A 26,184-nucleotide genomic window follows, 5' to 3' on the forward strand; every position below is an offset into this window, starting at 1 on the left:
CCTTCATCGGCCAGTAAAATCAGGCCATATCCTCTGCGTTTTGAACCTGAAAGTGCAGGCAGACGACGTGACACATCAGTCTCGTCCCGCGCCTTTTTCGATGGCGCTGACCCGGGCCTGATCGATGCGACGCCCATAGCTCTGCACCGGGCAGGTACTAAAACCGCGCGCTCATGCCAAGGTTCCAGGTGACCTCATGATAATCACGTGCGCTCGCCACCGTCGACACAGCGGCAAAAGCGCTAACCGCGTCGCCGATGGGGACATTGGCCCCTACAGCTATATCCGCCCAGTCTTTATCCTGATTCGAACGGCTTTGTCGGAAAGCCGTTCGTGTCGATTTCAGACCTGCACTCACCGATGTATCCGTGTCGCCAAACTGATGGTTATAACTGACCTGTGCCCAGGGATTGATTCCTAATCCCTGGGTATCAATGCGCCACCCCACTGCGCCAGTTTGTGAATGCCGTGTTTGATCGGAGAAACGCATCGCACTGCTGCTGTCGCCGCGTTCCTGATAACCGTCGGCCCGCACATAATCCAGCGCATAGCTGACAACAGGCCCCGTGGTAATCGTCTCGTTTAAGGGAAAATCCCAACCGGTTTGAACCCGCGTGCCCATCAGCTTTCCACTACTGCTGCCCTGTTCAGTGCGGACCGCAGGGCCAAGTTTTATCTGACGTTCAATGCTGTCGTAATCCAGATCCGCATAATGGATATCGGCGTTGACCCACAGTCTGTCCATCAGTTGTAGCTGGCTCCAGAGTGCCACCATGTTGCCGTGTAGCCGGTAATCATAACGTTCAGAGGGATGCTGTCGTTGGCTGGCCGTTGACAGCAACGCCCCTGCCTGCAGGTTGTCGGTCAGCTGATAACCCATGCCGGCTGACAGGTTTGCGGTATCTGTGTCGCCATCATTAAAAACATCACGTTTGTTGCGCGCGTGCTGACCGGCGTAACCGCCAAACACGGTGAATTCTCCAGCTTCAGCGGGTTGCCTGCGCTGCTGCTGGAAATGACTGTCCAGCGTGTTATGCACATCCTGCAGCATCGACAGCGGTGCCTGCGTCAGTACCGCGACCTGGGCTGGTGCATCCAGGATTGACTGAATGTAGTCAGCAATCAGGGCATGCACCGCAGGGCTGGGATGAAGACGATCGGCAAACAAAAAAGTCTGTTGCGATGAGAAACCCGCTGTCGACGAAGTACAGACGGCGGAAGAGATGCCCGGTGGACAGGCCATGCCTGCGGTGTTAGTAAGACCATAAAGCGCCGGACTGGCGATCACTTCATTAAAAAGCCCATTAATATCGACCCGAACAATATTCCCCTGTGCAGCCGCCAGCGCGTTTTCTTCCTGCTGATTGTAACGGGCCGTCAGAGAAGCCGCCTGATCGCTTAACTGCTGCCAGGTGGCGAACAGCTGTTGTGCGATCAGGTCACGAACCGCCGGTATGGCAGAGAGCTGCGCAGCGGCCTGACCGAAAGCCGTCTGGATAGCCTGCTGCCGTTCCGCCGTAGTGAACGTGGTCGCCGCGTTCAGTGACTGAAACGCCGCCGCCACCGCTGCGGAACCGGCCCCCTGAAGTATTCCTTCTATCAGGGCAGGCGTCGCACCGACATTCGGCACGGTTGGCACTATCACCGTACCAGCGCCCGCATTCAGTAACGCGCTGACCTGGCTGGCGGCCGCACCGGCGCTGTTGTCAACCAGAGAAAGCGCCAGCGAGGGGCTGGGAATGAGCGTGGCAGCGGCCAGGTCATTCCCGCCGATCCAGTGAATATAGAGCCCGTTGGAATCGGCCCGGCCATTCGTTGACGACAGATAGCGGGCAACCTGATCCTGGGTATTAAACTGCGGATTGAGAGCAGGCACCGCCACAGCACCGCCTGCCGCGTAATTACTCCCGCCCTGAGAGGACGGCTGCAGCATCAGTCCCGCGTCACGGGCGATGATTTCATCATAGAGTGGATGACTGGCAGAATCGTAGGTAAAACGGCCGACGTTGCCTGTATCACTCAGGCTGTCGCCAAATACGGTAAGACTGTCCCAGGCCATCACCGCTGGTGGGCTTACCAGGATGCCAAGCGCGACGAACGACACAGGAAACCATGCACGATTTTTCTTCATGACCAGCTCCGTTCAGGAAAATAACAAGGATGGATAAATCAAAAGAACAGCAAATAAACATCACGGCTGAGTAATAGCCGCAGATTGAAGAACGCTCCAGACGAAAGCTGACGTGAGTTCGCAAAAACGAAAAATTTTTAAGCCATTCCGAAAAGTGTCTGCCACTTTTGCAAACCCGATCACGCCAGGTATTGAGGAAACACATCCAGGCGTTGCAGGGTGAGCGAAAGCGTTAAGCTGCGCCAGCCATGTACTGGCTCAACTCTCCTCTTGTCGTGTGACATCTGAACGAAGGATTTATTTTTTTATGGCAGGCTTAAGACCACGGTAGAAATCCTGTAGCCGTTTCATGGTCTTAGTCGTACGATCTGGCAGGGAAGCGGCCACCGAGAGAATCAACATTTCAAGGCAAACCATCACTGTGCCGTGTAACGGGATGCGCCCTTTTTCCCCGCCGCGTGGCACGTCAATAACCACATCCGCTTCCCGGGCAAAGAAGGCGTCGGTTGCATGGGTGAGAAGAATTATCGGAATGCCCAGCCTTTTGGCCTCACGCACCACTGTTGTTCCTTCGCGATGTGCCGACTTTTGCGCCATCATGATCAGCACATCGCCCCGTTGCAGCGCCAGCATCTGTTCCGCCAGCGCAATACCTGAACGGTTAAGTGAGAAGGCCGGCAAACCGATGCGATTTAACAGGCGGGCGGTGTAGTCAGCCAGAATACCCGAGGCGTTAATCCCGAAAACGGCCACCTGGCGGGCTTCACTCAGTAACCCCGTCGCTTCGGCCAGCGCCTGACGGTTTTGCTCAGAGGCCAGTACCTGACACGCATGGAGATGCCCCTGCAATACGAAGTCTATCGACGACGAAACATCCCGCGTCATAGCATTGACGGTGCTCAGCATTTTCTCTTCTGAAGAGAGGCCGGGACCAAACCAGGCCTGAAGGACGTTTTTCAAATCGCGCAGTCCTGAAAAACCCAGTGCCTGAATGGCGCGAATCACGGTCGCATCCGATGTGTTGTTCGCGCGGGCGATATCCATGGCAGTGCTGTCCAGAACCGTTTCCCGGTTGGTGTGAAGATAATGTGCAACAGTCAGCAGGCGGGGTGAGAGTTGCTGTTCCCGCGAACGCAAACGCTCGCCCAATATATCTGTACGACTTCTGGCCTGCATCAAGGAAGCCTGTCCCGCTGATTACTGTTAAAAACACCGATGAGATGAAACACTCTCACGCCCCCGTTAAATCCTGAACGATAATGTGTGAACCTGACAGGGTAAGCCCCTTCGACGATACTGTTCTTGCTTCGCCTGCGCTAAGCATGTCTCGCCCGGCTGTAGTCAGCAAGCCTTTTCTCCCTCACGAACAGCAAGGTTATGCTTCTTCTCATGGATACACTTCGCCAGAATAACTTTTTTAATTCATGAAAATTAATGATTTAACAATATAAAAACAGTTAAATCATCGTTAATACACTCTCCTGGAAATGTAGTAAAAATAAATGTTTTTATATTTACTACTACATTACTCAATGATTGAATGATTCTCAATTACAAAACAGCCTACCAGGACGGACGCAAAAACCTCCGCCTGAAGGCGAAAAACCCCCACGTTTAACGTGGCCTTTACGTTTATTTTGTTTTTGATGATCAGCGAAAAAATATAATGAAAACACGTCCAGGCGAGAGTAAGAACCTCAGATTTCAGCAGGCTTTAATAGTGGCGATCTGTTCCAGCGCCTGGCTTCCGGCCGGTAACAGCCTTGCCGCCACCGGGGATGATACCGTCACCGTCACCAGCGATGCTGACCGTGAAGAGGGCTATGCAGCCACCACCAGCAGCGTTGGCAGTAAAATGCCGACAGCGCGTCTCGACGAGGCCCAGTCTGTCAGTACCGTGACACAACAGCAGCTTGATGATTATCAGGTCAGCAATCTGAGCGATGCGATGCGCTTCGTCAGTGGTGTTGCGGAAGCCAACACGTTGGCAGGAACAGAGGACGGTTTCGTTCGCCGTGGCTTCGGTAGCAATTCTGATGGCTCGATATATCGCGATGGTATACGAAGCAGCCAGGGGTTAAATCTGGATGCGACCACGGAGCGGGTTGAGGTACTCAAGGGATCGGCATCTCTGCTCTATGGCATTCAAAATCCGGGCGGTATCATCAACGTCATCAGCAAAAAACCACGCTATTCATGGCAGTCTTCCGTCAGTGGGCGCTACGCAAGTGAAGGCGGTGGAGCCGGTACGCTCGATGTCACCGGCCCGCTGGGTAATGGTTTTGCTTTCAGGCTCATCGCAGAGAAGCAGCGTCAGGATTACTGGCGCAATTTTGGCAGTGATGCGCATTCTCTGCTCGCACCGTCATTGCAATGGTACGGTGAGAAAGCCAGCCTGTTGGTCAGCTACAGCGACTATCGTTATGACATTCCTTACGATCGCGGTACCGCTTTTATTAATGGCGCACCACTCGATGTCGGTTACAAACAGCGACTGGATGACAAAGCGAATCATGCCTGGGGACGTAATCAGGCACTGAACGCGCATTACGACTGGCAGTTCAACGACAGTTGGAGCACGCGCCTGACGCTTGGCTGGAATCAGCGCCGTTATGACAATAACGAAGTTCGGGTCACGGCGATTAATCCTGCTACCGGCGTGGTTACCCGGCGCGCCGATGCCAATCGCGGATTTAATCAGCAAACCAAATATCTGTCGTGGGACGTCCTGGGGAATCCGGACATATTCGGCATGGCGCATGCGCTGGTCTTCGGTACGGATTATGAAATGAACCAGACGTACCGGGCGCACCAGTATCAGGGCAAAAATGACCGCCGCTTTAACTACCTCAACCCCACTTATGACCTGCTGTCACCGGTAACCGACAGCACAACCGAAAATACGGCAAATGCTAACAACCTTAACCGTATCCACAGCCGTTCGGTTTATTTAAAAGACAGTATTTCGCTTACTCCAGACTGGATTGCGGTCATTGGCGGACGTTATCAACATTACGAACAACGCGCGTCAAAAGGATTTAATCCGGTCGTTGAAACGCTGAATGATGAGGGAAATACCTTCCTGCCACAAACCGGGCTGATTTATAAAATCACACCGGATGTTTCGCTCTATGCCAGCATGAGTAAATCGTTCACCCCATCGACGGATGTCGACGATGAAGGAAACGTCAGTAAGCCTGAGCAGGGCACCACCTGGGAGGTTGGCAGCAAATGGCAACTTTCTCCGCGCCTCTTCGCCTCGCTGGCGCTGTACAGAATCGATGAAAAGCGGATGACACTGAACATCAACGGTACTAACCGTCCGATCAACAAGGCGCGCTCGCAGGGCGTTGAGGTTGAGCTTAATGGTGAAGTGGTCCAGGACTGGGATGTCAGTGCCAGTTACAGCTATGACAACGCTGAAATTGTCGATGACCGGATTAACCCGGCGAATAATGGCAATCGCTTACAGAACGCACCAGAGCAGTCCGGTGCGCTTTACCTGAGCCATAATCTGATCGTCAGCAACGTGCCCGGTGATTTTCGTGTCGGCGGCGGCGCCCGCTATGTTGGCAGTCGTGCTGGCGATCCTGACAACAGTTTTACCTTACCGGATTATGTCGTAGCGGACAGCTTTATTGCCTGGAACAACGCGTTGCTGGGCAAGAAAACACAGATACGACTGAATCTGAATAACCTGTTTAATAAACACTATTACACGTCGAGCGGCGGAAACCTGCGCGTACGTGAAGGTGAAACCCGCAACCTGATGGTACAAGCCCGTGTTGAATTCTGATTTCTGTAAGCGCAGCCTGCTACGAACGCTCCTGCTGTTGGCTTTGACCTTCAGTAGCCTGGTCTGGGGCAAAACCATCACCGATATCAACGGCGATAAGGTCACCGTTCCCGACCATCCTGTGCGTATTGTGCTGGGCGAAAGCCGGATGCTTTACACCTACGCACTGCTGGAGCCCGGCAACCCTTTCAAAAGGCTGGTCGGCTGGCCCGAGGATCTGAAAAAGTACGATCGTCAGACATGGGATATTTTCGCGCGTCAGTTTCCTGAGATGCAGCATATCGCGTCATTAGGTCAGGAGGGATCAAATGACATCAACCCTGAGAAGGTGATCGCATTACAACCCGATGTGGTAATTTTGCCGGCACTGGCGCGCAGCAGTGAGGCCGGACAACGGCTGGAGCGCGTCCTGAAATCCGCGCATATCCCGGTCGTGAAAATCGACCTGCGGGTGCATCTTCTTGAAAATACGACCCGCAGCGTAGCCATTCTGGGAGAGGTGCTCGATCAGGGTGAGCGAGCCTCGGCTTTTAATGCGTTTTATCAGCAACATATGCAGACCCTTGCGCAGCGCCTCGCTCAGTTTCGCGGGAAGAAGCCCACCGTACTTCTGCAGTTGCATCTGGGACGTCGAAATGAATGCTGTGTGACGTCGGTAAACGGCAGCCTTGGTGAGATACTGGCGTTTGCCGGCGGCGAAAACATTGCCAGCAAAACGGTTTCCGGCGTTTTCGGCCGATTGAATGAAGAAACGGTGATTGCGTCACATCCGGACTTCTATTTTGCAACGGGCAGCGGCGATCGTAATGATACGTCCGATCTGCGTATTGGCCCTGCCATCACGCAGGCTGAAACGCGCGCCTCGCTGCGGCAACTGACCGCGCAACAAACGGGCCTGAAGTCGTTGCGTGCGTTGCAGGACGGCCACGCGGCAGCCCTGTGGCATAATTTTTACCTCAGCCCCTGGCACGTTGTCGCGGCAGAATTTTTTGCCAAAACGCTTCATCCCGCGCTCTTTAACGATATTGATCCTGAAAAAACGCTGCGCCAGCTGTTTACTGATTTTCTGCCGGTTCCGTATTCCGGCACCTATTTCTGTCAGCTGACGCCCAATACCTGATCACGGATTGACCGGCGTCGTAATAGTGACGCCGGTCAACGCAACGTCTTAACAGTGATTTTTTACCCGTACGATGTCGGCCATGACAGACAGCGCGATTTCCGCGGGGGTTTTACTTCCGATAGCCAGACCAACAGGCGCAATGATCCGTGCGAGCTCATCGTTATCCAACCCTGCAATGGTCTGTAAACGCGTCTTGCGCCTGGCCGTATTTTTAGCCGACCCCATAATGCCAATGTAAAACGCATGAGTGTTGACCGCTTCCATCATGGTTAGCTCATCTATGCGCGGATCGTGGGTTAATGAGACGATGGCTACCGCAGCATGCGCACCGTTGAGCTCCAGCCAGCGCGCGGGATGCTGAGGGACGATCGTAATCGTATCCTGGCCCGTAAAATGACCTTCCAGCTCACTTAACATCTCTGAGCGATGCTCACATACCCGAACATGAAAGCCCAGGATTTGTGCCAGCCGGATGCACTCAAAGGCCACGGTAGAGTAACCTGCCACCAGCAATTCCGGGACGGCACCAACCGGTAACACGACCTCTGGATGCTGATAACGAAGCACCGGCAGCGCCGCCGTCATCGCCATAGTTTGCCAGGTGGCACGTTTGCTCACAGTGACCGTTTTGAGCAGTCGTGTTTTGCCACGCAACGCCTGATGCATCGCTTGTAACATCTGGCCGCTGTCGTTATCGGCAACCAAATATTCCACCAGCACGTCGAGGCTACCGCCACAGGGCAACTGCACCTGCGTTTGCCTTCCGCCTTCACCATAACGGACAACCTGACTGTGGATGCGGTAATGCCCCTCAGCCAGCCGTGCCAGAAAGTCTTCTTCTATACAGCCGCCGGAAAGCGAGCCGCATCCTTCTCCACTGTCACTGATCACCATCATCGTGCCAGGTGCGCGCGGTGAAGAGCCCCAGGTCTGCAACACAGTGCACAGCCAGACGGCCCGTCCCGCATGATGCCAGCCTAATGCCGTTTCAATCACTCGTTGATCTAACGTCATCATGGACTGCACCTTATTCGCCGTAAATCATCCGGATAATCAACATCCTCCAGGCAACCGCGATCCCGAAGTGGCACGTAATGTACAGGATGATGTTGTAACAGTTGCTGCGCACCAGTATCACCGGTCAGCTGGCGCAGCGCGGGGAAAAAAGCGGCCGAAAAACCCACGGGATGACCAGCACGGTCGTCAACCCAGGGACGCACCAGCGGATACGTGCTTAACGCCCTGTTTACCGCCCTGTAACTTGCAGCGGTAAGCCACGGCATATCGCCCAGCGCCACGATCACGCCATCATAATCCGTGCACGCGCTGACGCCCGCCGCTATCGACTCGCCCAGCCCGGCGCTGGCACACAACACCCGCACCGCATCACCTAGCAGAGAATGAATGGCCACGTCTTCGGGACGCGATACCACGACCACCTCCATTCCGCTCGCCCTCGCCTGATCAAGCGTATGTTTCAGCACGGCTTTGCCATTCCACGCCGTCAGTAGCTTATGTTCGCCACTGGCATGCCGAAACCGGCGGCCCATCCCTGCCGCCGTTAATACAATGGCCGTTTTCATCTCAGCGCGTTCCTTCGCATGCTTACAGAATCTTATCCAGCGTGATGGGCAGATCGCGGACCCGCTTGCCCGTAGCATGGTAAACCGCGTTACTGATCGCGGCCGCCACGCCCACGATGCCCAGTTCACCAACCGTTTTGCCGCCCATCCGGGTCGCTTTATAATCCGGCAGGCCAACATCAATCGTGGTAATCGCCGGGATATCCGCGTTCACGGGAATCAGATAATCGGCAAGATTGTTGTTCAGCACTCTGCCGTTGCGCGGATCGATAATGCCTTCCTCAAGCAAGGCCTGTCCCACGCCCATAATCATGCCGCCAACCCACTGACTGCGGGCCAGTTTGGGGTTATAAAGCCGGCCGCTGTCAAACGCCGCGACCATACGTTTGATCCGGATGGTGCCAAAGTCCTCGTCCACTCTCACTTCGACAAACTGTGCACTCCAGCTGTGTGCGGAGACGTCTTCCGGGCGGCTCATTTCACCCAAGCTACCGGTCACACTGTCCCGTTCCTCGGCAGACATATCCGCTGAGAACGTGCCGCCTTCGACGCACAGCACGGATGCATTCGTCAGGCTGACCAGTGCACCAAAAGAAACAGTCTGAGAAGGGTTAGCGGTAACACAAATCGCCCCGTTCGCCAGGCTGAGTTCATGCGGAGGGATGCCTTTCAGAGGCGAGCCCGTTAATTCGCTTGCGAGCGTGACTAAGCGCGCGCGCATTTTTTTGGCGGTGTCATCAACCGCAGCCGTCAGGTTTCCTGCCAGCTGAGAGCCCCCCGCGACGCCGGCTCGTGGCAGTTGCGTATCGCCCAGTTCAACTTCAATGCAATGTGAATCCACCCCTAAGATATCAGCGGCGGTTTGCGCCAGAATCGTGTACGTCCCGGTGCCGATGTCCGCGCCCGCGCACTGCACAACGATCTTCCCCTGAGAGGAAAGCAGGATTTTTGCCTCAGCCGGCATGGTATTAACCGGATACGTGCCCGATGCCATGCCCCAGCCAATTAATTCACGCCCTGCGCGCATCGAACGAGGCGCCATAATGCGTTTATCCCAACCGAAGGCTTCCGCCCCTTTTTCATAGGCTTCTTTCAGACGACGTGAACTCCAGGGCAACCCCAACTGATAATCGTGATCTGCCCAGTTGCGTAAGCGAAAGGCCAGCGGATCGAGATTTAGCGCATAAGCCATTTCATCCATCGCCACCTCAAGCCCGAATGCGCTGGGATTCTCACCCGGTGCGCGCATCCAGCCTGGCGTGACGGTATTGATGGGCCTGACCTGGTGCTGCGCCGAGAGATTTTCAATAGCGTACATGCGCCCCGTCACCTTACTGCAGTTTTCAGCGAAGACATCAATTAGTGACGTTTCACTGAAGCTGCGCAAAATCACCGACTGAATTTTCCCGTCGCGTGTCGCTCCCATTTCCAGTTGCTGTGACGTGGCAGGACGTCCCCCTAAACCCGTGAAGGTTTGTGGCCGCGTCAGTGACACCCGAACCGGACGATTAAGCGCGCGCGAGGCCACGCAGGCCAGCGCTACGTGCGTATAAGGCACCGGCTTAGAGCCAAAACCTCCACCCACATAGGGCGAGATGACGTGAACATCTTTTGGCGAGATCCCCATCCATTCGGCGATTTCAACCTGCGCCCCTGCCACCCACTGGCTGGGTTCCCAGACGGTTATGCGGCCCTGCTCCCAGTGTGCAATACAGGCATGGGGCTCCATCGGCATGTTATATTCGCGTGGCGTGGTATAACGCTGATTAATCCGCACGTCCGCACGTTCCATGGCGGCCTGAGCCTCACCTAAATCGATGTCCTGCTTTGTAGTCGGCTTAGGCTCCACCCCTTCATCCGTCGCCGAGATCAGGGCAGGCGTCGTCTCATAGTGGATATCGACCAGGGAAGCGGCATAAGTTGCCTGTTCAAATGTCTCTGCTACGACCAGGCCAATGTTCTGACCATTGTGAATAATCACATCGTCCTGAATGGGCGTATAGGTTGTCTGCGCCGCACCGCCATCAGCGATAGCCGTCGGCTTATTGATTCTGAGTGAATTAAGATGCGTATAAACGGCAATCACACCTGTCGCACGTTCCGCTTTGGCCGTATCGATATGTGAGATGCGGCCACTGGCAATTGTCGATTGCAGGACGACGCCATGCAGCACGCGGTCGGGCTTATGCTCTACAGCATAACGCGCTTTTCCCGTGACTTTGACCTTGCCCTCACCGCGGGTTCGCGGTGTGCCAAGACCGGAAGGGCTGGCAGAGGCGCGACGGTGAGGATTGACGCTTTGCTCATCCGCGGACAGCACGGCATTATCGGTCAGCGTCGGATCATTATTGTCTTTTGTCATGCCAGTTCTCCCGCAGCCAGCAGCGCGCGGGCAATCACGCGCGGCGTTAACGTTATTTTGTAAGCGTTGTGCGCCAGCGCGCGCGTTTCCTGAGTGATTAACTCTGCGGCCTTATACAGGCTTTGTTCCTCAAACCGTTGTCCGGTTAACGCATGCTCCACATGACGGGCACGCCAGGGCTTGGTTGCGACACCACCTAACGCGATATGAACGGTCTCTATCCGTCCCTGCGCAAGCGTTAATCCCACGGCCGCACTCGCGCTGGCGAATTCGTAAGAAGTCCGATCGCGTACTTTCAGGTAATGGGACTGTTTTAATGCTAAGGAACGGGGAATTTCGATGGCGACGATAATTTCATCGGGTTGTAAGGCGTGCTCATGCTGCGGCGTCTCGCCGGGCAACAGAAAAAAGTCGTCAACCGGAATGCGCCGCGTATCCTGATGGCTGTTTTGGACAATGATCGTCGCGTCAAAGGCCGTCAGCGCGACGGCCAGATCACCAGGATAGACCGCCACACATTGTTCACTGCCGCCCAGAATAGCGTGACTCGCATTGATGCCGTGCAGCGCTGCACATCCGGAACCCGGCGTGCGTTTATTGCAGGCGGAAAAGGTGGCCGGATCGCGGTAATAGGCGCAACGGGTACGCTGGCAGAGATTGCCGCCGATGGTTGCCATATTGCGGATTTGAGGCGACGCCGCCTGCCACAGACTGCCATACAGCGCGGGGGCCAGGGCCTCACAATCAGGATGACTGGCCAGTTCACTCATGGTGACCAGCGCCCCAATGGTGATTTTATCGTCGCCGAATTCGATCGTTGACAGATCCGACAAGCCGGCAATATCGGTGAGAAGTGAGGGAGTCAGTACGCCACATTTCATCAAATCAAGTTGCGTCGTTCCGCCCGCGATAAGCTGATTGTCAGCGTGCTGTTTAGCGCCTGCTGCATCCGTTACTGACCGGGCAACCTGCCAGCGAAATTCGTTCATCGTACGTCCTCCGCCATTTCAGCTGCAGCCTGCTTTATCGCATCAATGATAAAAGGATACGCGCCACAGCGGCAGAGATTACCGCTCATGTATTCACGAATCTCGTCGTCTGAGCCTGTATGACCTTCTTTAATACAGGCGACCGCAGACATAATCTGCCCGGGCGTGCAGTAGCCGCACTGAAAACCGTCATGTTCAATAAAACAGCGCTGTACCGGGTGCAGCTCACCCGATGCCTGTTCCAGACCTTCAATCGTGGTGACGGCTTTTTCTTGCGTCTGAACAGCCAGCGTCAGGCAACTCAGGACACGCTGACCGTTCACCAGCACTGTACAGGCGCCGCACTGGCCCTGATCGCATCCTTTTTTAGTGCCGGTCAGATCAAGATGATCGCGCAGTGCATCTAATAATGTGACGCGAGGATCGACCGTTAACTGCCGGGTCTCACCATTGACCTGCATCGTGAGTGGTATTTTTTCTGACATTATCTGTTTCCCATGGTTGCAGGGCCGGTTACGTGATGTGAGGCTTATCGCTAACGGGCGAAATTAAAAACGTGAAGCGCGGATAACCCTGATGTTTACATGCGTATGTCCGTCATTAGGTTTAGCACTTATTTTTCGGGTCGGAGCTAAAAACAAGAAGAATGTCTGCTGTGCTTGACGCTGACCGTCCAGACAAGGGTGACGGTCAGCGAAACAGCGAAGATTAATGGGCAGGTAAACGTGGGCCTTTAACGTGCGTGATCAACAAACTGATCATAAAAACGAAAGCGAATAAGACAACGATGGTCGGTGCTGGGGCACTGTCGATAAAAAATGACAAATATACACCGCTGAGCGATACCATTACGGAAATGAGAGCGGCCAGAATCAACGCATGTGAAAAACGACGTGTCAGTAAGACAGCAATCGCGCCGGGCGCAATCAACAAAGAAATGGAAAGAATGATGCCCACCGCTTTTAACGTCGCCACAATCGTCAGAGAAACCATGGCTAACAAGCCATAATGCAGCCAGCGCACCGCCAGGCCACAAGCCCGCGCCTGCTGGACATCGAAACTGAATACCATCAGGTCACGCCATTTCAGGATAACAAGTATTACCACTGTCGCAGCCATCGCCCCTGTCTGAATAATGTCATCACGGCTGATTCCCAGCATATCGCCAAAGAGAATATGGTCGAGATGAATCGCGGGTTTTAACGCAACAAACATAATCAGGCCGGTGGCAAACATGCCCGAAAAAACAATCCCCAGTACCGTATCCTGTTTGATTCTGCTGTTATCTTTAAGATAGCCGCTGGCAATCGCGCAGAAAAAACCCGCGCTGAAAGCGCCTGTGGCAAGCGGTAATGACAGCATCCATGCCAGCACAACACCGGGAAACACGGCATGGCTCATGGCATCCCCCATTAGCGCCCACCCTTTCAGAACCAGAAAGACAGACAACAGCGCACAGGGAATAGCAACGATACAGGCAATTAACAGGGCGTGGTTCATAAAACCAAACTGAAAAGGTTCCAGCCACATCATCATATCTCCTGCATCCGGCGACGCCGATGGTTCGCGAGTAAACCGTGCTTAGGTGCAAACACAAAAGTCAGCAGAAACAGAAACGTCTGGGCCACCACAATGATTCCTCCTGTCGCACCATCGAGATAATAACTTGCCCAGGCACCCGCAAAGCTGGTCAGGCTGCCGATGGCGACAGCAATAGCCAGTAAACGTGGAAAGCGATCGGTCAGCAGCCATGCGGTTGCGCCCGGTGTTACCACCAGACTGATGACTAAAAAAGCCCCAACCGTTTGTAATGCCGCTACGGTTGAAACTGCAAGTAAGGTGAAAAACAGTATTTTGAGCCGTCCCGGCTGTAACCCCACGGCGCGAGCATGGTTCTCATCGAAGAAAGCCACCATTAAATCTTTCCATTTGAAAAATAAAATCGTGGCAGACGTGATCCCGATAACAGCCAACTGAACAATATCCGCGGGGGCGATAGCCAGAATATTGCCCAGTATGATGGTTTGAATATTCACCGACAGGGGATTCAGTGAAACCATAAACAGCCCTAACCCAAAAAACGAAGAAAATACCAGACCAATGATGGCATCTTCTTTTAAACGTGTACGCTGATTCAGGACTAGCATGCTCCCCGCCGCTAATCCCCCCGACAGGAATGCACCAAAGGCAAACGGAAGCCCCAGCATGTACGCGCCTGCCACGCCCGGCACGATAGCGTGCGACAGCGCATCGCCGATAAGCGACCAGCCTTTTAGCATCAGGTAGCATGAAAGAAAGGCACACAATCCACCCACCATTGCGGCAATCCACATGGCGTTCAACATATATTGATAACTGAAGGGTTCAAATAATAACGTCATGGCTGACCTCGTACTGAACGCCTGTCAGGCGATGCGGGTAAAAGAGGCTTATCATCCATGACCTCACGTAGTTCACCCTCAACCATCACATGGCGAAGTACACCGCTAAATGCCCGTTCGAGATTTGCCTGTGTAAAGGTGGTGCGCGTCGGCCCGCTGGCCAGAACGGTACCTTTGACCATCACGGTGTAGTCACAAAACGCCACCACCGAACTGAGGTTGTGCGTTGAGACCAGCAGGGTTTTCCCTTCATCGCGCAGTTCACGCAACAGACTAATGATTTTGGCTTCGGTTTTTACATCGACGCCTGTAAAAGGTTCGTCCAGTAAAATTACCTCTCCCTGCTGAGCAATGGCCCGGGCGAGAAAGACACGTTTTTTCTGACCGCCTGAGAGCTCGCCGATTTGCCGCTCCCGGTATTCGAGCATATCTACCCGTCCGAGCGCAGCCATGACTTTGTCACGATCCTGTTGTCTGGGCCTGCGCATCAGACCCATGTGACCATAACGCCCCATCATGACAACATCCTCAACCCGGACAGGAAAAGACCAGTCGACCTCTTCTGCCTGCGGCACATAAGCCACCAGACTACGGCGTAAGGCCTGTCGCGTTGTCATACCGAGGATACTGACCGTACCTGCACGGACAGGAACAAACCCCATCAGCGCTTTAAAAAGCGTTGATTTTCCCGAGCCATTGACGCCAAGCAATGCGGCAATGGAACCGGCTGGCACGCAAAAACTGGCCTTGTCGAGGGCAATATGGCCATTGCGGTAGATTACCGAGAGGTCAGAAACATCAATTGTCGGCGTCATTGTTTTTTCATCCCATCATTAATGCCTTTCACCAATGTATGAGTGGTGACCTTAAGTAAGTCCAGATACGTTGGTACGGGTCCACTGGCGGTACTGAGAGAATCGACATACAGAACGCCGCCATAGTGCGCCTGTGTTTCACGTGCTACCTGACGAGCCGGTTTATCCGATACGGTGCTTTCACTGAAAATAACGGGAATGGCATGTTTCTTCATCTGGTCAATAACCTGGCGTACCTGTTGAGGCGTCCCCTGCTGATCGGCATTGACAGGCCAGAGATAACGTTCCTTAAGCCCCAAATCGCGCGCAAGGTAGGAAAATGCCCCCTCGCTGGTCACGAGCCAGCGTTTGTTCTCAGGGATGTCGGCGATTTGTTTTCGGAAAGGCTCAAGCGATGCGATGATTTTCTGCTTATAGGCAGCGGCGTTCTGTGCATAGATCTGGGCATTGGTCGGATCATATTTACTCAGCGCGTCACGAATATTGTCGACATAGATAAGTGCATTATCGGGCGACATCCACGCATGAGGATTGGGTTTGCCATTGTAAGGCCCCTCCCCTATCCCCATGGGCTCGATTCCGGCAGAAACGACAACGTCAGGTACGCCTTTCAGGTGCTGATAAAAGCGCTGGAACCATAGCTCAAGATTCAGGCCGTTAGCCATCACCAGTTGCGCCCCCTGAGCCCGCTTTATGTCTCCGGGCGTCGGCTGATAATCATGAATTTCGGCTCCGGGCTTAGTGATGGATGTTACTTCAGCCGCCTCCCCCGCCACATTTTTTGCCATATCGGCAATGACGGTAAATGTCGTTACAACTTTAAATTTTTCAGCGGCATGGCTATTTGTTGTCATTGCAACACCGAGCATGACACTCAGCGCGGTTATCCAATACCTTTTAAACCTGTTCATCGTACTGTCCTCAGCTTAATGCGCAAATATAGCTTGTGCTAACTTGTATAGCACAAGCTATAAATCAGGGACAGAAACACTTTGTGAAGTTTTTTAATGAAATGAATGGAAGTTTCATTTTTTCTGACAGGAGGTATGTAATTCATTATTTTAAAGAGTAAAAAATAGATCCACCCCTCTCCAGCTAATGCAGATTTTCTGTCTAAACAGGTGCAGTGAGTTCGTGTAAGCGTACAAACAGCGCTGTACGGTAAGGCGGATCGTATTCTTTGCTAAAATTACGAATGTGGAACACATGCCAAAGGAGGTTATTTTGCTACTTTCACAACAGTATCTGACTAACACTATCATTGGCGAGGCCGCTCTGAACCTGATAGCAATTAATCAGGACGTAAGTGTTGAGTCCCTGGTGGATGAGCTCAGGGTAATGAAAGAATCTGAAGTTGATGAAAAACGACTTCTGCAACTGGCCGATGCGACAAAGTGGCTCATGGGATTCAGAAAAATCGGTGCACGGTCGTCTGCCGGCACAGGCTGGTCTGCACGCAAGCACCCTTTTTCAGCGTCTTCTGACAATGACTATGATGATATTTTCTTTAAATAGTAATAAGCTTGTTTTTCATCCCTGTTGGTGGGAAACAAGCTTAACCGCACGCCATAATTGTTAAAAAAGTTTAAACGCCAACCTCTATAACCCTCTGTTTTACCTCAATTAGCACTTTTTGCACAAAAATATTCCTTCAAGATCATCAAAATTCTGTACAAGTTTTTAAAACATGTATAACTTTCGCTTAGCGGCGAAGTATATTTTAACCACTTGAGGATATGAGCATGCGTCAGAACGGACATGCACCGGATAATACCAGCGACATTGCCCGTTATTTTAACCAGGCCAGCCAGCCCTCTCAGCAGGAAACATTGGGCGAAATTGTTGTGGAACTCCTGCGCGCTGGTCAAACGCTCTCTCGTAAAGCTATCTGCAGTAAACTTCTCCATCGTCTTGATGGGTGCGCTTCATCAGAACAACAGCAGCATTATCAGGCCCTGATTGGTTTGCTGTTTAGCCGTGAAGGCTGATAAATTTTGCATTAATCGTTAATTCGTTTTTAAAGTAAATTCTGATCGGACAGTACTGCGTTTAGTCACAGGGAGTGTACTGTCCACAGCTGACGCGGGAAGGTTAGCTGTCCCCGTCATCGTGACCGGACTATGGCCACACATTCGTAATCAGAGAAGCCAGTATGTACAGAAGTGAAGAAGAAAAAATAACGGATGTGATGATAGGTGAGGCCGTGCTGACCTTACTCAAGTCCGAAAGTCCGATTTCCAGCAATGCATTAATTGCCCAGCTTGAGGTGATGGCGGGCGAAACGGAAGATGCAACACGACTGCGTGCGATTAAAGTTGCCATCGTTGAAGTGCAAAAAGGAATGGCTTCTGCAAACAGTCGTCGAAGAGTGGATCTTTCCGAACGTGATAAGCACCGTTTAAACAATGATGGTCCGCCTGAAGGTTCTAAAAAGCACTGAGCTTAATGTTTGTGGCTGGTCATCAGGCGATGATGCGGTGTGATTGCAGACAGGTAAGTTACCTGATTAACCCTGATAAATAATAATACTGTCGGCTGACTTCCTGCTATTCAACTGACAATTTTCTTAGAGAATTGAGACTATGCAACAGAGCACATCAGATTTAGCCATCATCGAATTTTTCCGCAGTGAGGGCGATCACCTCGCCAAAGAAACTGAATTGCTTGGTCGGGTGATCAGAAACATTGTCAGCGATAAGAAGCGGGTGACGAATAAAGCCATTATTCTGTACTTAATTGCTGAACTGGAGTGCACTGACGATGCATCTCAGATTGAACTGTTACGCAATACGCTGGAAATCGTAGTAGGCCGTACCCCGGACGACGCGGGCATTTGATATTATCACCAGGAAATAAAACAACGATATTTCCTGGCTGCCCTCTTTATCCTGCAACACCTTTGTATTGCAGGATAAGGCTAATGCATTTTACGCATAAAAAAATGAATGGCGCGCTTGCACAGATGTTTGACTCTTTTGTCCCGGCTATCCTCGCCCATTCGAAACAGTGCATCCGTGATCTGATGAAACTGAACGGGCTCCCCCATCTTCAAAAGCTCACTCACCACCTCTCCAATCAACGCACGAATATCGTTGTCTTCATGGTTATTCACATAACCTCCAACTGGTGTATGTATATACAGACTAACATCTTTATCATCTTAAAAACAAAGAAGATAATGGAAATTTATCGTAAGCGGAGCGGTGACATTAAGTTATGCTCTTGATTTTATTCTGAATTATTTATTACTAAGCGTGCGTAAATAGCGAGATTCCTGGTACAGGATAAATTGACGAAATACGATAAAAAGTAAATTTATATTTCCTGAAAGAGCAAAACGTGAAGAAAATTTAACAATCCTTACTTTATATGTTGACCGATATTGCGGATGTATCATAAAAATCAGAGCGGCTTTTCAGATAACGCCACCCGATAAAATACGACTTCAACTCTTTTTTAGTCTGCGTCAAGCGATTGCCGCCTGTTGCGATTACTAACGACTGGCGATGATATTTACCTGGCAGACGCCGACTACCCGATGAAATAAATCGGCCAATCATAGAGCGAATATCAGTTGTTTTACCTGATATGGCAAACACAGAAAAACAACGCTGGAAGCTGTCAGGTAGCCACTCAGAAAAATTTCAGAAACCGGAAAATTCATTCTCTGTCTTTTTGCCCCCGAGCAGGAAAAAACGGCCCAGCGCTGACAAAAACGCATGATCTTCCTTAAGTCTGGCACGTGTATCGACCCAGCCATGCAGTGAGAAAACACTGTCCCGAGGCTGAAAACCTGATGTCATCGTCATGAATCTGAATGAAACGCGTACCTCCACCACCCGGTGCACCCTGAATAAAACCTTCGGCTATCACATTGTTTTTTACAACCAGTAAGCATGTAACTTACCGCATCGCCTGCCCTTTGAGTACTTATCCTGAATGCGCAGGAGTTTTCTGTGACGGATACGGGTCGCCCTGAAAACCTGGCCCACCAGGCTACTGCCAGCACACCTCCGCGGGTAAAACCCGGGATGCATCCCTCATACCCGGCGGCTGGATGACTTTACCTTTTTGTTTCTTGTTAACTTTCAGCATGCAGCCATATTTTCCTGGTAATGAGAAAAACGATGCGTAAAGGCCCCACAGAGGAACGCATGCTGGGATACGCCTGCCAGGTTCTGGATAACAACATGGCGAAGGTTGTAGACGGATTTAATCTGACAGTTCTGATTGCGCGCCTGCTGCTTTTCCGGAACGCCTTCAATCATTGCCATGAGAGAAGCCCGACGCAGAGGGGTGAGATTGAATGCTTGTGCAGTTACGGGTTTTAACTCAGTGGAACCCGTGATGATGTCCTGTAATGCGCATTTCATCTGCTGAGGTGAAAGTCTGGAGGGTATTGCGTAAAAATTATCACCTGAGACATAAGGCAGGCCGGCTAAACGCAGGAGCACCTGAATACAGTTAGCAGACATATCAGTAAGTATGATAACCGGTCCCTTAAACTTTCCTCTGACACAGCTCCGAACAAGTGAACGAAGGATACTGAATTGTATGCTGATACTGTAGTGAAGATTTATTATGACAGCATCATAATGCATTTCAGGAAATAAACCGCACTTACCGGCGACAGGCAAACGGATATGCGCTATATCGTCATATTTCGCGCCTGACAATTGTTTAACTGCCAACGAAAAGAAGTTACAGTCATCTATTATGCAGAGTCTTCTTCCAGAGGGATGTGAGCTCTGTATTTTTACAACTTCATTCATGTCCACTCACCTGTACGAAAAGGAGTATAAAAGAAACCCCATTAAGTATTAAACCAACCGAAAATGAGAGATTTGACCCACACGAATAACTTAATATTCAGTAATCAACACGATTTAAGTTATGAATATCACTACTCATATCCGGGACGCCAGCAGCATCACTTTATCGATCACCTGATATAATCAATTCAACACCTTTCCTGACCTGTTCGAGCCTACACCAGAGTCAGGCTTGCAATCTGTCTGAATATTCGATTATGGAATGAATGATAATTCAGAGCGGCAGTATCAGAGAGGGTTAAAGCGAAGCTCGGATTTTTTGATGTAGTACCTGACACAATATTACCAATTGGTGAATTATTTTTATTAACGTCACACGCTGCTAGCTCTGGTGCTTTTATTGAAAATTACCTACCTTACCAGTCTGCATCCTCATGCTTTAAATAACAGCAGAACTGGCTGTTGCAGAATGGAAGAATGTCGCATTAGCATCATTTTAAATAGCAGCACGACCTGATACTACCTGGGCAGCATCACCCGTCATATTTTAAGTAAAGGCAAATGCACCTTCTCAATATTTTCCACCAGGTAACCTGTATATCATCTCCTTTGAGCGCCCGTCGGAAACGTAAAAAATTCCTGCGGTCATAGTAAGCGCGACTTCTCAACTGGTGCTGGGGGTATAGGTGACCGTTACCGTCCCGGTATACTCGCCGCTGTTTTTAGCTGATGGCTTAAAAGTCGGGGTGGTAAATGTCAGCGGTGCCGGAACGCAATACGTGGAGGTTGTGTAACCCGGCAGGGTGACCAGGCGGCCGGTGAACCCTCTATCGGGTGCTACCCAGGTGATGGCTTCCCCATTCTTCACCGTCTGCGCAGCGCTGGTAACCGGATTCCTTACGCTGATGGCGAAGTCAACGCGGTCAGCCGGATTAGTCTCACTCCCTCCGATCCGGTAAACAGAGAAAAGACCCGATGTCCGGTCAGAGGGACTCCCCCCTGCATCGCTCAGTGACAGGATTATCTTTTTTCCCGCCGCATTTGCACCGTCATACAGGCACATATCCAGCGAGGCCGAACCGCTTGTGGTTGGCCAGAAACCGGAAACGCCCAGGTCGACTGTTGCATCCGAGGACGTAAAGGCAGGAAAATACACCTGCTGGGCACTGGCAGTGGTGACAGTCAGGGTGATGTCGGCAGTCCAGGTAGCCACATACGTATATTCCCAGCTGTAGTAATCCATCACCAGTGTGGCACGCCAGACTCCGTCAGTCAGACTGCTTAACTCACTCTGCGCGATAGAATAAGTAAAGACAGGAGCAGTTGGTGTATCCATATTTATACTGCTCCAGGGTGCCCAGTCACTGGGGCCATTATAAGAGCGCCTTCCTAGCACAGTCAGAGGCTTTGTCTGCCCGGTGCGGTCCTGAGTGAAGGTCAGCGTAATTCTTCCCGGGGCTTCAGGCTTCCAGGAAAGAGCAGTATCACAGGCCCCATTTGTGGAGTCCGTGCTACTTTTACAGACCATGCCTACCCTGAAGGAGGATGTTCCACTAATACTGCCAACGGTAACGTTATTCCAGATGTACAGCGGAGCGGGCAGCGAACTGGTGTCTATCGTCTCCGTCACGGTCGTCGTGCTACTTGTCGGCAGGTCGGCCAGGACAGGCAGCGATACCAGCCAGCACAGGGCGGTCAGCCAGCAATAGATGTTTGTTTTCATGGTCTCTCACGGTCTGAATTATTGGTATAAACGTATTAATCTGTCATCGCTACCGGGCTGTCTGCACGCTCTGACCCGGCGGTCATCAGGGTAACCTGACGACGCTCTGCTGACGGCAGGCGTGCCATATCGGTGTTCTGGCATGTGGTCGCCCCCAGATAGCGAACGACCTCGCGCACTTTCTGCACCCTGAGTGCACACACCCAGAACTGGTCTGCCCGCATGACGTACAGCTGGTCCATACGTGACTCCGTCTCCATGGTAAAACCGCCGTCACCGACTGTCGTCCATGACGTCACATTGAGAGGAATGACGTTCTCAAGAGGCTGACGTGAACCATCAAGCAACCGGCCAAGCCAGATATAGCGCGGACTGACGGTAACCTCTTTGTTAAGTATTTTGCCGGGAGCCATAAAGGCTGTGGTCGTGCCTGCGCCCCGGGTGATTTCAGCCGCCACCCCGTCAGAGGAGACGCCCGACTCGTGGATTCTGAACGTGCTTTCCTGATACCCCTGCGTCGTGAACACAGCCCGCCGTCCGCTGGTGATATCCGTCCGCCCCCCAAGACCGGAGATACTGACCCGGGAGCCGGTCTCACCATCACTCCGCCCGACGGAGACACCAAAGGCTGAGGCCGCGCCGTCATTGCTCCAGCGTCCCAACGCCACGCCTGACCGGTCCACCACCAGGGAGGAGTTGTAGGCTCCGCTGCTGCCAAACGTGTGCCGGCGGCTTCCTGAACGGTCCCATGCATCACTTATCGTCAGCGTCCCGTCACCGTACTGACCGCCGGCACTTCCGGTGACAGAGCCATTCACCGTATCCGTATTGATGCCTGACAACGCCACACCTGCACGGTTATTTCCGTTATCTTCGCCATAGTGAGTCATTGAGGTACTGTACCCAAGCGCCCCACCCGACCGTTCAGACTGCCAGTTCATGCCCGCACTGGTTGTTAGTCGGGCGCCGTCTGAAAGTTTCGTACTGCGGAATATTGACACCCCGATGTACCCGCCTTTGTCGGGGCTGCTGTAGGAACTGACATTTCTGACATAAGCGCTCAGCCGCATGTTTATATTGAAGCTATTGACAGCAAAGCTGCGATTCAGACCCAGCTGCCAGCTCTCGCTACGGGAACTGGACTGATAAATCTGCTCCCAGGGGGCACCGGCATTATATTCAGCACTGCTTTCATCCAGGTCCTGACGGTAAACATAACGCCCCTGATTATCGCTAAGGGTATAACCCACAGAGGCCTGCCAGCTCATTACGGGAACAGACAGCATCACGTTGGTATTTTTGTAGCAGCCCGTGAAGCCGTAAATATGCGATCGCTGAACATTACAGTCATCCGCTGTCCGGGATGTGCGGTAAAAGCTGAGAGCGAAACCATCGTTGTAACTCACCTGCTGGGTATTCCCCCGAGAGCCATCGCTGCCCTGCAGCCAGCTGACCCGTGTGCTTAGCTGCCCGTCCAGTACTCCTGAGTCAAATCCGTGAAGCCAGTCGGCTGCCGCTTCGGCATATTCAGAGTCACTGAGCACAGCTGTTCCGGCCGTCAGCGCCAGCGTGTCTGTCAGAGGGAGGCGGCCGCCGGCATGCATGACAAAATGCTCATGTGAAGCATCAGTAGTCATGGAGGACCGTTCACTGTCCGGTGAGCCCGCCTGCAGGAACCACTGAAATCCATTCCCCCACCCCATCTCCTGGCGGGTGTAGAGTTGTGATTCGGTTCGCACGAGCTGGTTATTCTCATAAATACGCAAGGTCAGCGTGTAACTGCCGGCCGGTAACATACTGGTATCGAGCAGCTGCATGCCGGCTTTGAGGTAAAACGTATTGAGCAACTGATTATCCCGGTAGGCATCCACTCGCGCATCCCGGGGTAAAAACAGGTTTACGGGCGTGCCTGCTGACATTTTACTTTTATTTGCCCACGCCAGAGTCGACCCCATGCGAACGCCGCGAATACGCTCTATCGGCAGCTGATTCAGGACTATATTCCCCCCTGCATTCGTAAAAATATCCTGAGAATTCATCAGTCCGGCCTGGATATAGATGCGCTTCAGAAAATCTTGCCTGAAATACGCATTAGAGGCTTCTGCCTCCTGGGTGCCGGAATGTCCAGAGCGCTGACTCAGCCAGCTCCAGTCCACACTGGCATAGCTGGTTTCTCCAAGCCCGAGCGTGCCGTTACCTCTTAAGGTCAGTGACTGATACTGACCCGTCGTGGCCAGATTCAAAGCCTGCTGGTGAATAAAGGCGTTTCTGCCTGCCGGAGTGGCCTTGTAATAACCACTGTCTTCAGGCACGTGAAGAGTGTAAAGATCGCTGAGAAACAGTCTGACTACATTATTGTTTTCATCATAAATGACACTGAGGCTGTCTGTTTTGAGATAATCACAGCCGACACGCCCCCGGTGGGCACTGCATGACAGCTGGCCATTCCTGCTCAATGGCAGATGAAGATTTTTTGTCAGCAGGGAATCAAGTCCGGAGGGATTACCGTAAAGTTTCGCGATGGCCTGCGATAATTTATCAGGCTCAAGAAAGGTTATATTTTCAAGGTCCACCCGCACACGGGCCATTCCCAGAGACTGACCGTATATCTGAACCTCTGACTGAAATTCCTGGCCCTGAATCAATTCTTCAAACCCAGCCGGAACACGCATAGCGGCCTGAGACATCACAGGAATGATGACTGCAAAAGGAAAGAAAATAGCCCAAGAGGGAAATCGGTTCACGTAACACCCGCACAGAAGATACCTGACGGGGTTACCGTCAGGTATGAATTAATGAATCAGGAACTTGTAGCCTGGGACAGAATCAGGGAGACGGTCCCGCTGTACTCACCGGCAGTACTGACAACCCCCTTGGTTGTCTGGGATATCGCCAGGGGAATTGTGATTGAACCGTTAGTAATTCCGTTCGGGAAATAGGTGGCATATGACAGCGTCGACTTAGTTGTGCTAAGCGCGGTACCGTTCAGCGTCACCGTCAGCGGAATGGTGGTGGTAGTCGTGGATGCGCTCAGTTCCGGTGAACTGGCCAGGGCAACGTTCAGGTCGGCAGTGGTTGAGTTGGACCAGAGCTTAACATCTTTTGAGACTGTACCGAGTCCAGAACCCACAACATACTGCATGGCAATGGTGTCAGGTAAAACAGTGCCATCGGCCAGCGTGATGTCCACAGTCGGATCAATCGATGCCGTGACGGTGATGTTTTTTGTCACAGCATGCGCGGATGCGAACGTCAGCATGGCTGCAGAAAGCAGTGAACAGGAAAGAATTTTTTTCATCAGATACCCTTAAATCAACTGTTATTAAAAGTGTTATGGCAATACCTCAGGCGCAATCTCCTTAATATTGCCGGTTGTAACGTCTGTATATTTAAACTTGTAATGTTCGCCTGGTCTGAACGTAAAATCTTTAAGGATGACATGCATGTCTGGATAAATTGTTTTCACTTTGCTTTGCCATTTACAGCGCCCCTGCTTATCACAAATGCCGATTTCCTTTAAAGGCAACCTGACCGTGCCATCATTTACGATTTCAGATGAGCCCGGACGGTATTTCATGCTGACAACTACATTCTCAGGTGGAACATGCAATAAAACACCCCAGATAATATTGACACCCACCCGGGTGGAAATATCTTTATTTGATTTTTCCCCGGTAATTTCTGAATTGAAGGTATTGTTATCCACAGATTCAAAGTAAATACGCCAGGTTGTTTCTTTCTCTGGTGGCAGCATTGATACAATGCGGACAATCCTTTCGCTACCGGCTGCCAACGCAATTTTTGAGGGCACAACAGCAATACCGGTATCACCACCAATATCAGACACAACCTCATGCTCCTGCGGCGTGCCGGGATTTTCTATCCGTTTCAGCGTCACTTTAACAAATTGTACATCATCATCTTTTGATAAAAGCGTGAGTTGCCTGGTGCCTTTGTCATTCAGAGAGACTTCCATCGGGTAGACGTACATGGCCGCGGCAGCATCTGCGGTTATAAAAAAACAATAAATCGCAGTCACACCGAAAATAAGTGAACGAAGCTGCATGACAAACCTCACTGGCATTAATGTTCATTTATCTGAACCGTCAACATTCAGATTAAAATAATTTCAGACCCAACATGACTGAGAGCGGAAATAAATGGCCCCGGCCGTTGATGATGGCATATAACCATATTTACGGCGCAACGAGACCTGCACGGGAAACAGAAACCTGTGACTGCATCAGTCGCTCTGGATAAAAACGTTCTTTCAGGCGTCAACTTAAAAGTCAGAGATCATTTCCTGCGGAACAACAGACCAGCGCGGAGTTAATTTCCTGTCACAGAGTATTCATCCCGGAAAAAACATACACCCATCATCATGCCCGACAAGACACTCAACTAACTTTCCCTGAACCTATTTCAGTTCTGCCTCCCTGGGGTATGTATCGCATACATAGTCAAAAAAGATATATTTTGTCCCCACTGAATAAACCCGTAAATCCTAAT

24 protein-coding genes are annotated in these 26,184 nt (G+C 51.8%); 7 read left to right on the plus strand and 17 right to left on the minus strand.

The window, feature by feature from the left end; translation table 11 throughout:
- Positions 1-157: 157 nt before the first annotated feature.
- The gene (locus tag C7434_RS16895; protein ID WP_133745702.1) at positions 158-2,131 is read right to left on the minus strand and encodes an autotransporter domain-containing protein; all 1,974 of its coding nucleotides are present in this window, start codon (positions 2,129-2,131) and stop codon (positions 158-160) included.
- Positions 2,132-2,428: 297 nt separating this feature from the next.
- A complete protein-coding gene (locus tag C7434_RS16900; RefSeq protein WP_133745703.1) occupies positions 2,429-3,307 on the minus strand; it encodes a MurR/RpiR family transcriptional regulator in 879 nt (292 codons plus the stop codon).
- A gap of 490 nt (positions 3,308-3,797) precedes the next feature.
- Between C7434_RS16900 and C7434_RS16905 the strand changes: the two genes are divergently transcribed.
- Positions 3,798-5,927, plus strand: a complete 2,130-nt coding sequence (locus C7434_RS16905) for a TonB-dependent siderophore receptor (protein WP_133745704.1) — start codon at positions 3,798-3,800, stop codon at positions 5,925-5,927.
- 16 nt (positions 5,928-5,943) lie between these two features.
- Positions 5,944-7,047 carry an ABC transporter substrate-binding protein gene (locus tag C7434_RS16910; protein ID WP_226374670.1) on the plus strand — a complete coding sequence of 368 codons (1,104 nt, stop codon included), beginning with the start codon at positions 5,944-5,946 and terminating at the stop codon, positions 7,045-7,047.
- Positions 7,048-7,095: 48 nt separating this feature from the next.
- On the opposite strand, the gene C7434_RS16915 is transcribed toward C7434_RS16910, so the two are convergent.
- The 9 genes from C7434_RS16915 to C7434_RS16955 form a co-directional block, all read right to left on the minus strand.
- Positions 7,096-8,067 carry an XdhC family protein gene (locus C7434_RS16915; protein WP_039339530.1) on the minus strand — a complete coding sequence of 324 codons (972 nt, stop codon included), beginning with the start codon at positions 8,065-8,067 and terminating at the stop codon, positions 7,096-7,098.
- A complete protein-coding gene (locus C7434_RS16920) occupies positions 8,064-8,633 on the minus strand; it encodes a nucleotidyltransferase family protein (protein WP_133745705.1) in 570 nt (189 codons plus the stop codon). The genes C7434_RS16915 and C7434_RS16920 overlap by 4 nt, the downstream gene beginning before the upstream one ends.
- A 22-nt stretch (positions 8,634-8,655) precedes the next feature.
- Positions 8,656-10,995 (minus strand): xanthine dehydrogenase family protein molybdopterin-binding subunit, encoded by a 2,340-nt coding sequence (locus C7434_RS16925; protein ID WP_133745706.1) that lies wholly within the window; start codon positions 10,993-10,995, stop codon positions 8,656-8,658.
- On the minus strand, positions 10,992-11,984 hold the full coding sequence (locus C7434_RS16930; RefSeq protein WP_033742351.1) for a xanthine dehydrogenase family protein subunit M: 993 nt from the start codon (positions 11,982-11,984) through the stop codon (positions 10,992-10,994). Before C7434_RS16930 ends, C7434_RS16925 begins: the two co-directional genes overlap by 4 nt.
- Positions 11,981-12,469 (minus strand): (2Fe-2S)-binding protein, encoded by a 489-nt coding sequence (locus C7434_RS16935; RefSeq protein WP_033742349.1) that lies wholly within the window; start codon positions 12,467-12,469, stop codon positions 11,981-11,983. The genes C7434_RS16930 and C7434_RS16935 overlap by 4 nt, the downstream gene beginning before the upstream one ends.
- 223 nt (positions 12,470-12,692) lie before the next feature.
- Positions 12,693-13,514, minus strand: coding sequence for a metal ABC transporter permease (locus tag C7434_RS16940; protein WP_058702585.1), 822 nt, complete (start codon positions 13,512-13,514; stop codon positions 12,693-12,695).
- Positions 13,515-13,516: 2 nt separating this feature from the next.
- Positions 13,517-14,365, minus strand: a complete 849-nt coding sequence (gene sitC / locus C7434_RS16945; protein ID WP_133745707.1) for an iron/manganese ABC transporter permease subunit SitC — start codon at positions 14,363-14,365, stop codon at positions 13,517-13,519.
- Positions 14,362-15,180 (minus strand): manganese/iron ABC transporter ATP-binding protein, encoded by an 819-nt coding sequence (locus tag C7434_RS16950; RefSeq protein WP_133745708.1) that lies wholly within the window; start codon positions 15,178-15,180, stop codon positions 14,362-14,364. The genes sitC and C7434_RS16950 overlap by 4 nt, the downstream gene beginning before the upstream one ends.
- On the minus strand, positions 15,177-16,049 hold the full coding sequence (locus tag C7434_RS16955) for a metal ABC transporter substrate-binding protein (protein ID WP_226374671.1): 873 nt from the start codon (positions 16,047-16,049) through the stop codon (positions 15,177-15,179). Before C7434_RS16955 ends, C7434_RS16950 begins: the two co-directional genes overlap by 4 nt.
- Before the next feature lie 355 nt (positions 16,050-16,404).
- Here C7434_RS16955 and C7434_RS16960 point away from each other — a divergent pair, with 355 nt between their 5' ends.
- The 4 genes from C7434_RS16960 (at position 16,405) to C7434_RS16975 (ending at position 18,017) form a co-directional block, all read left to right on the plus strand.
- The gene (locus C7434_RS16960; RefSeq protein WP_054687896.1) at positions 16,405-16,695 is read left to right on the plus strand and encodes a hypothetical protein; all 291 of its coding nucleotides are present in this window, start codon (positions 16,405-16,407) and stop codon (positions 16,693-16,695) included.
- 227 nt (positions 16,696-16,922) lie between these two features.
- The gene (ycgZ, locus tag C7434_RS16965; protein ID WP_033742343.1) at positions 16,923-17,168 is read left to right on the plus strand and encodes a regulatory protein YcgZ; all 246 of its coding nucleotides are present in this window, start codon (positions 16,923-16,925) and stop codon (positions 17,166-17,168) included.
- A 164-nt stretch (positions 17,169-17,332) separates the two neighbouring features.
- Positions 17,333-17,620 (plus strand): hypothetical protein, encoded by a 288-nt coding sequence (locus C7434_RS16970; RefSeq protein WP_033742341.1) that lies wholly within the window; start codon positions 17,333-17,335, stop codon positions 17,618-17,620.
- 142 nt (positions 17,621-17,762) lie between these two features.
- Positions 17,763-18,017, plus strand: a complete 255-nt coding sequence (locus C7434_RS16975) for a biofilm/acid-resistance regulator YmgB/AriR (protein WP_033742340.1) — start codon at positions 17,763-17,765, stop codon at positions 18,015-18,017.
- 80 nt (positions 18,018-18,097) lie between these two features.
- Here C7434_RS16975 and C7434_RS16980 read toward each other — a convergent pair whose 3' ends face one another.
- The 3 genes from C7434_RS16980 to C7434_RS16990 all read right to left on the minus strand — a co-directional run bounded on the left by C7434_RS16980 (position 18,098) and on the right by C7434_RS16990 (position 21,480).
- Positions 18,098-18,292: a hypothetical protein gene (locus C7434_RS16980; protein ID WP_072021715.1), complete on the minus strand. Its 195-nt coding sequence runs from the start codon at positions 18,290-18,292 to the stop codon at positions 18,098-18,100.
- A 976-nt stretch (positions 18,293-19,268) separates the two neighbouring features.
- Positions 19,269-19,952, minus strand: a complete 684-nt coding sequence (locus C7434_RS16985) for a hypothetical protein (protein WP_133745710.1) — start codon at positions 19,950-19,952, stop codon at positions 19,269-19,271.
- Between the two features lie 664 nt (positions 19,953-20,616).
- Entirely contained in the window at positions 20,617-21,480 is an 864-nt protein-coding gene (locus C7434_RS16990; RefSeq protein WP_325992818.1) for a CfaE/CblD family pilus tip adhesin, read from the minus strand.
- Between C7434_RS16990 and C7434_RS22230 the strand changes: the two genes are divergently transcribed.
- Positions 21,461-21,661, plus strand: a complete 201-nt coding sequence (locus C7434_RS22230) for a hypothetical protein (protein ID WP_226375812.1) — start codon at positions 21,461-21,463, stop codon at positions 21,659-21,661. The genes C7434_RS16990 and C7434_RS22230 overlap by 20 nt on opposite strands.
- Before the next feature lie 49 nt (positions 21,662-21,710).
- Here the strand turns inward: C7434_RS22230 and C7434_RS16995 are convergent, their stop codons facing one another.
- The 3 genes from C7434_RS16995 to C7434_RS17005 all read right to left on the minus strand — a co-directional run bounded on the left by C7434_RS16995 (position 21,711) and on the right by C7434_RS17005 (position 25,741).
- Positions 21,711-24,347 carry a TcfC E-set like domain-containing protein gene (locus C7434_RS16995; protein ID WP_133745712.1) on the minus strand — a complete coding sequence of 879 codons (2,637 nt, stop codon included), beginning with the start codon at positions 24,345-24,347 and terminating at the stop codon, positions 21,711-21,713.
- Positions 24,348-24,475: 128 nt separating this feature from the next.
- Positions 24,476-24,973, minus strand: coding sequence for a CS1 type fimbrial major subunit (locus C7434_RS17000; RefSeq protein WP_033742332.1), 498 nt, complete (start codon positions 24,971-24,973; stop codon positions 24,476-24,478).
- Positions 24,974-25,006: 33 nt separating this feature from the next.
- On the minus strand, positions 25,007-25,741 hold the full coding sequence (locus C7434_RS17005) for a fimbrial protein (RefSeq protein ID WP_133745713.1): 735 nt from the start codon (positions 25,739-25,741) through the stop codon (positions 25,007-25,009).
- Positions 25,742-26,184: the final 443 nt, after the last annotated feature.

Source organism: Pantoea sp. PNA 14-12, from assembly GCF_004364735.1.
GTDB lineage: Bacteria > Pseudomonadota > Gammaproteobacteria > Enterobacterales > Enterobacteriaceae > Pantoea > Pantoea stewartii.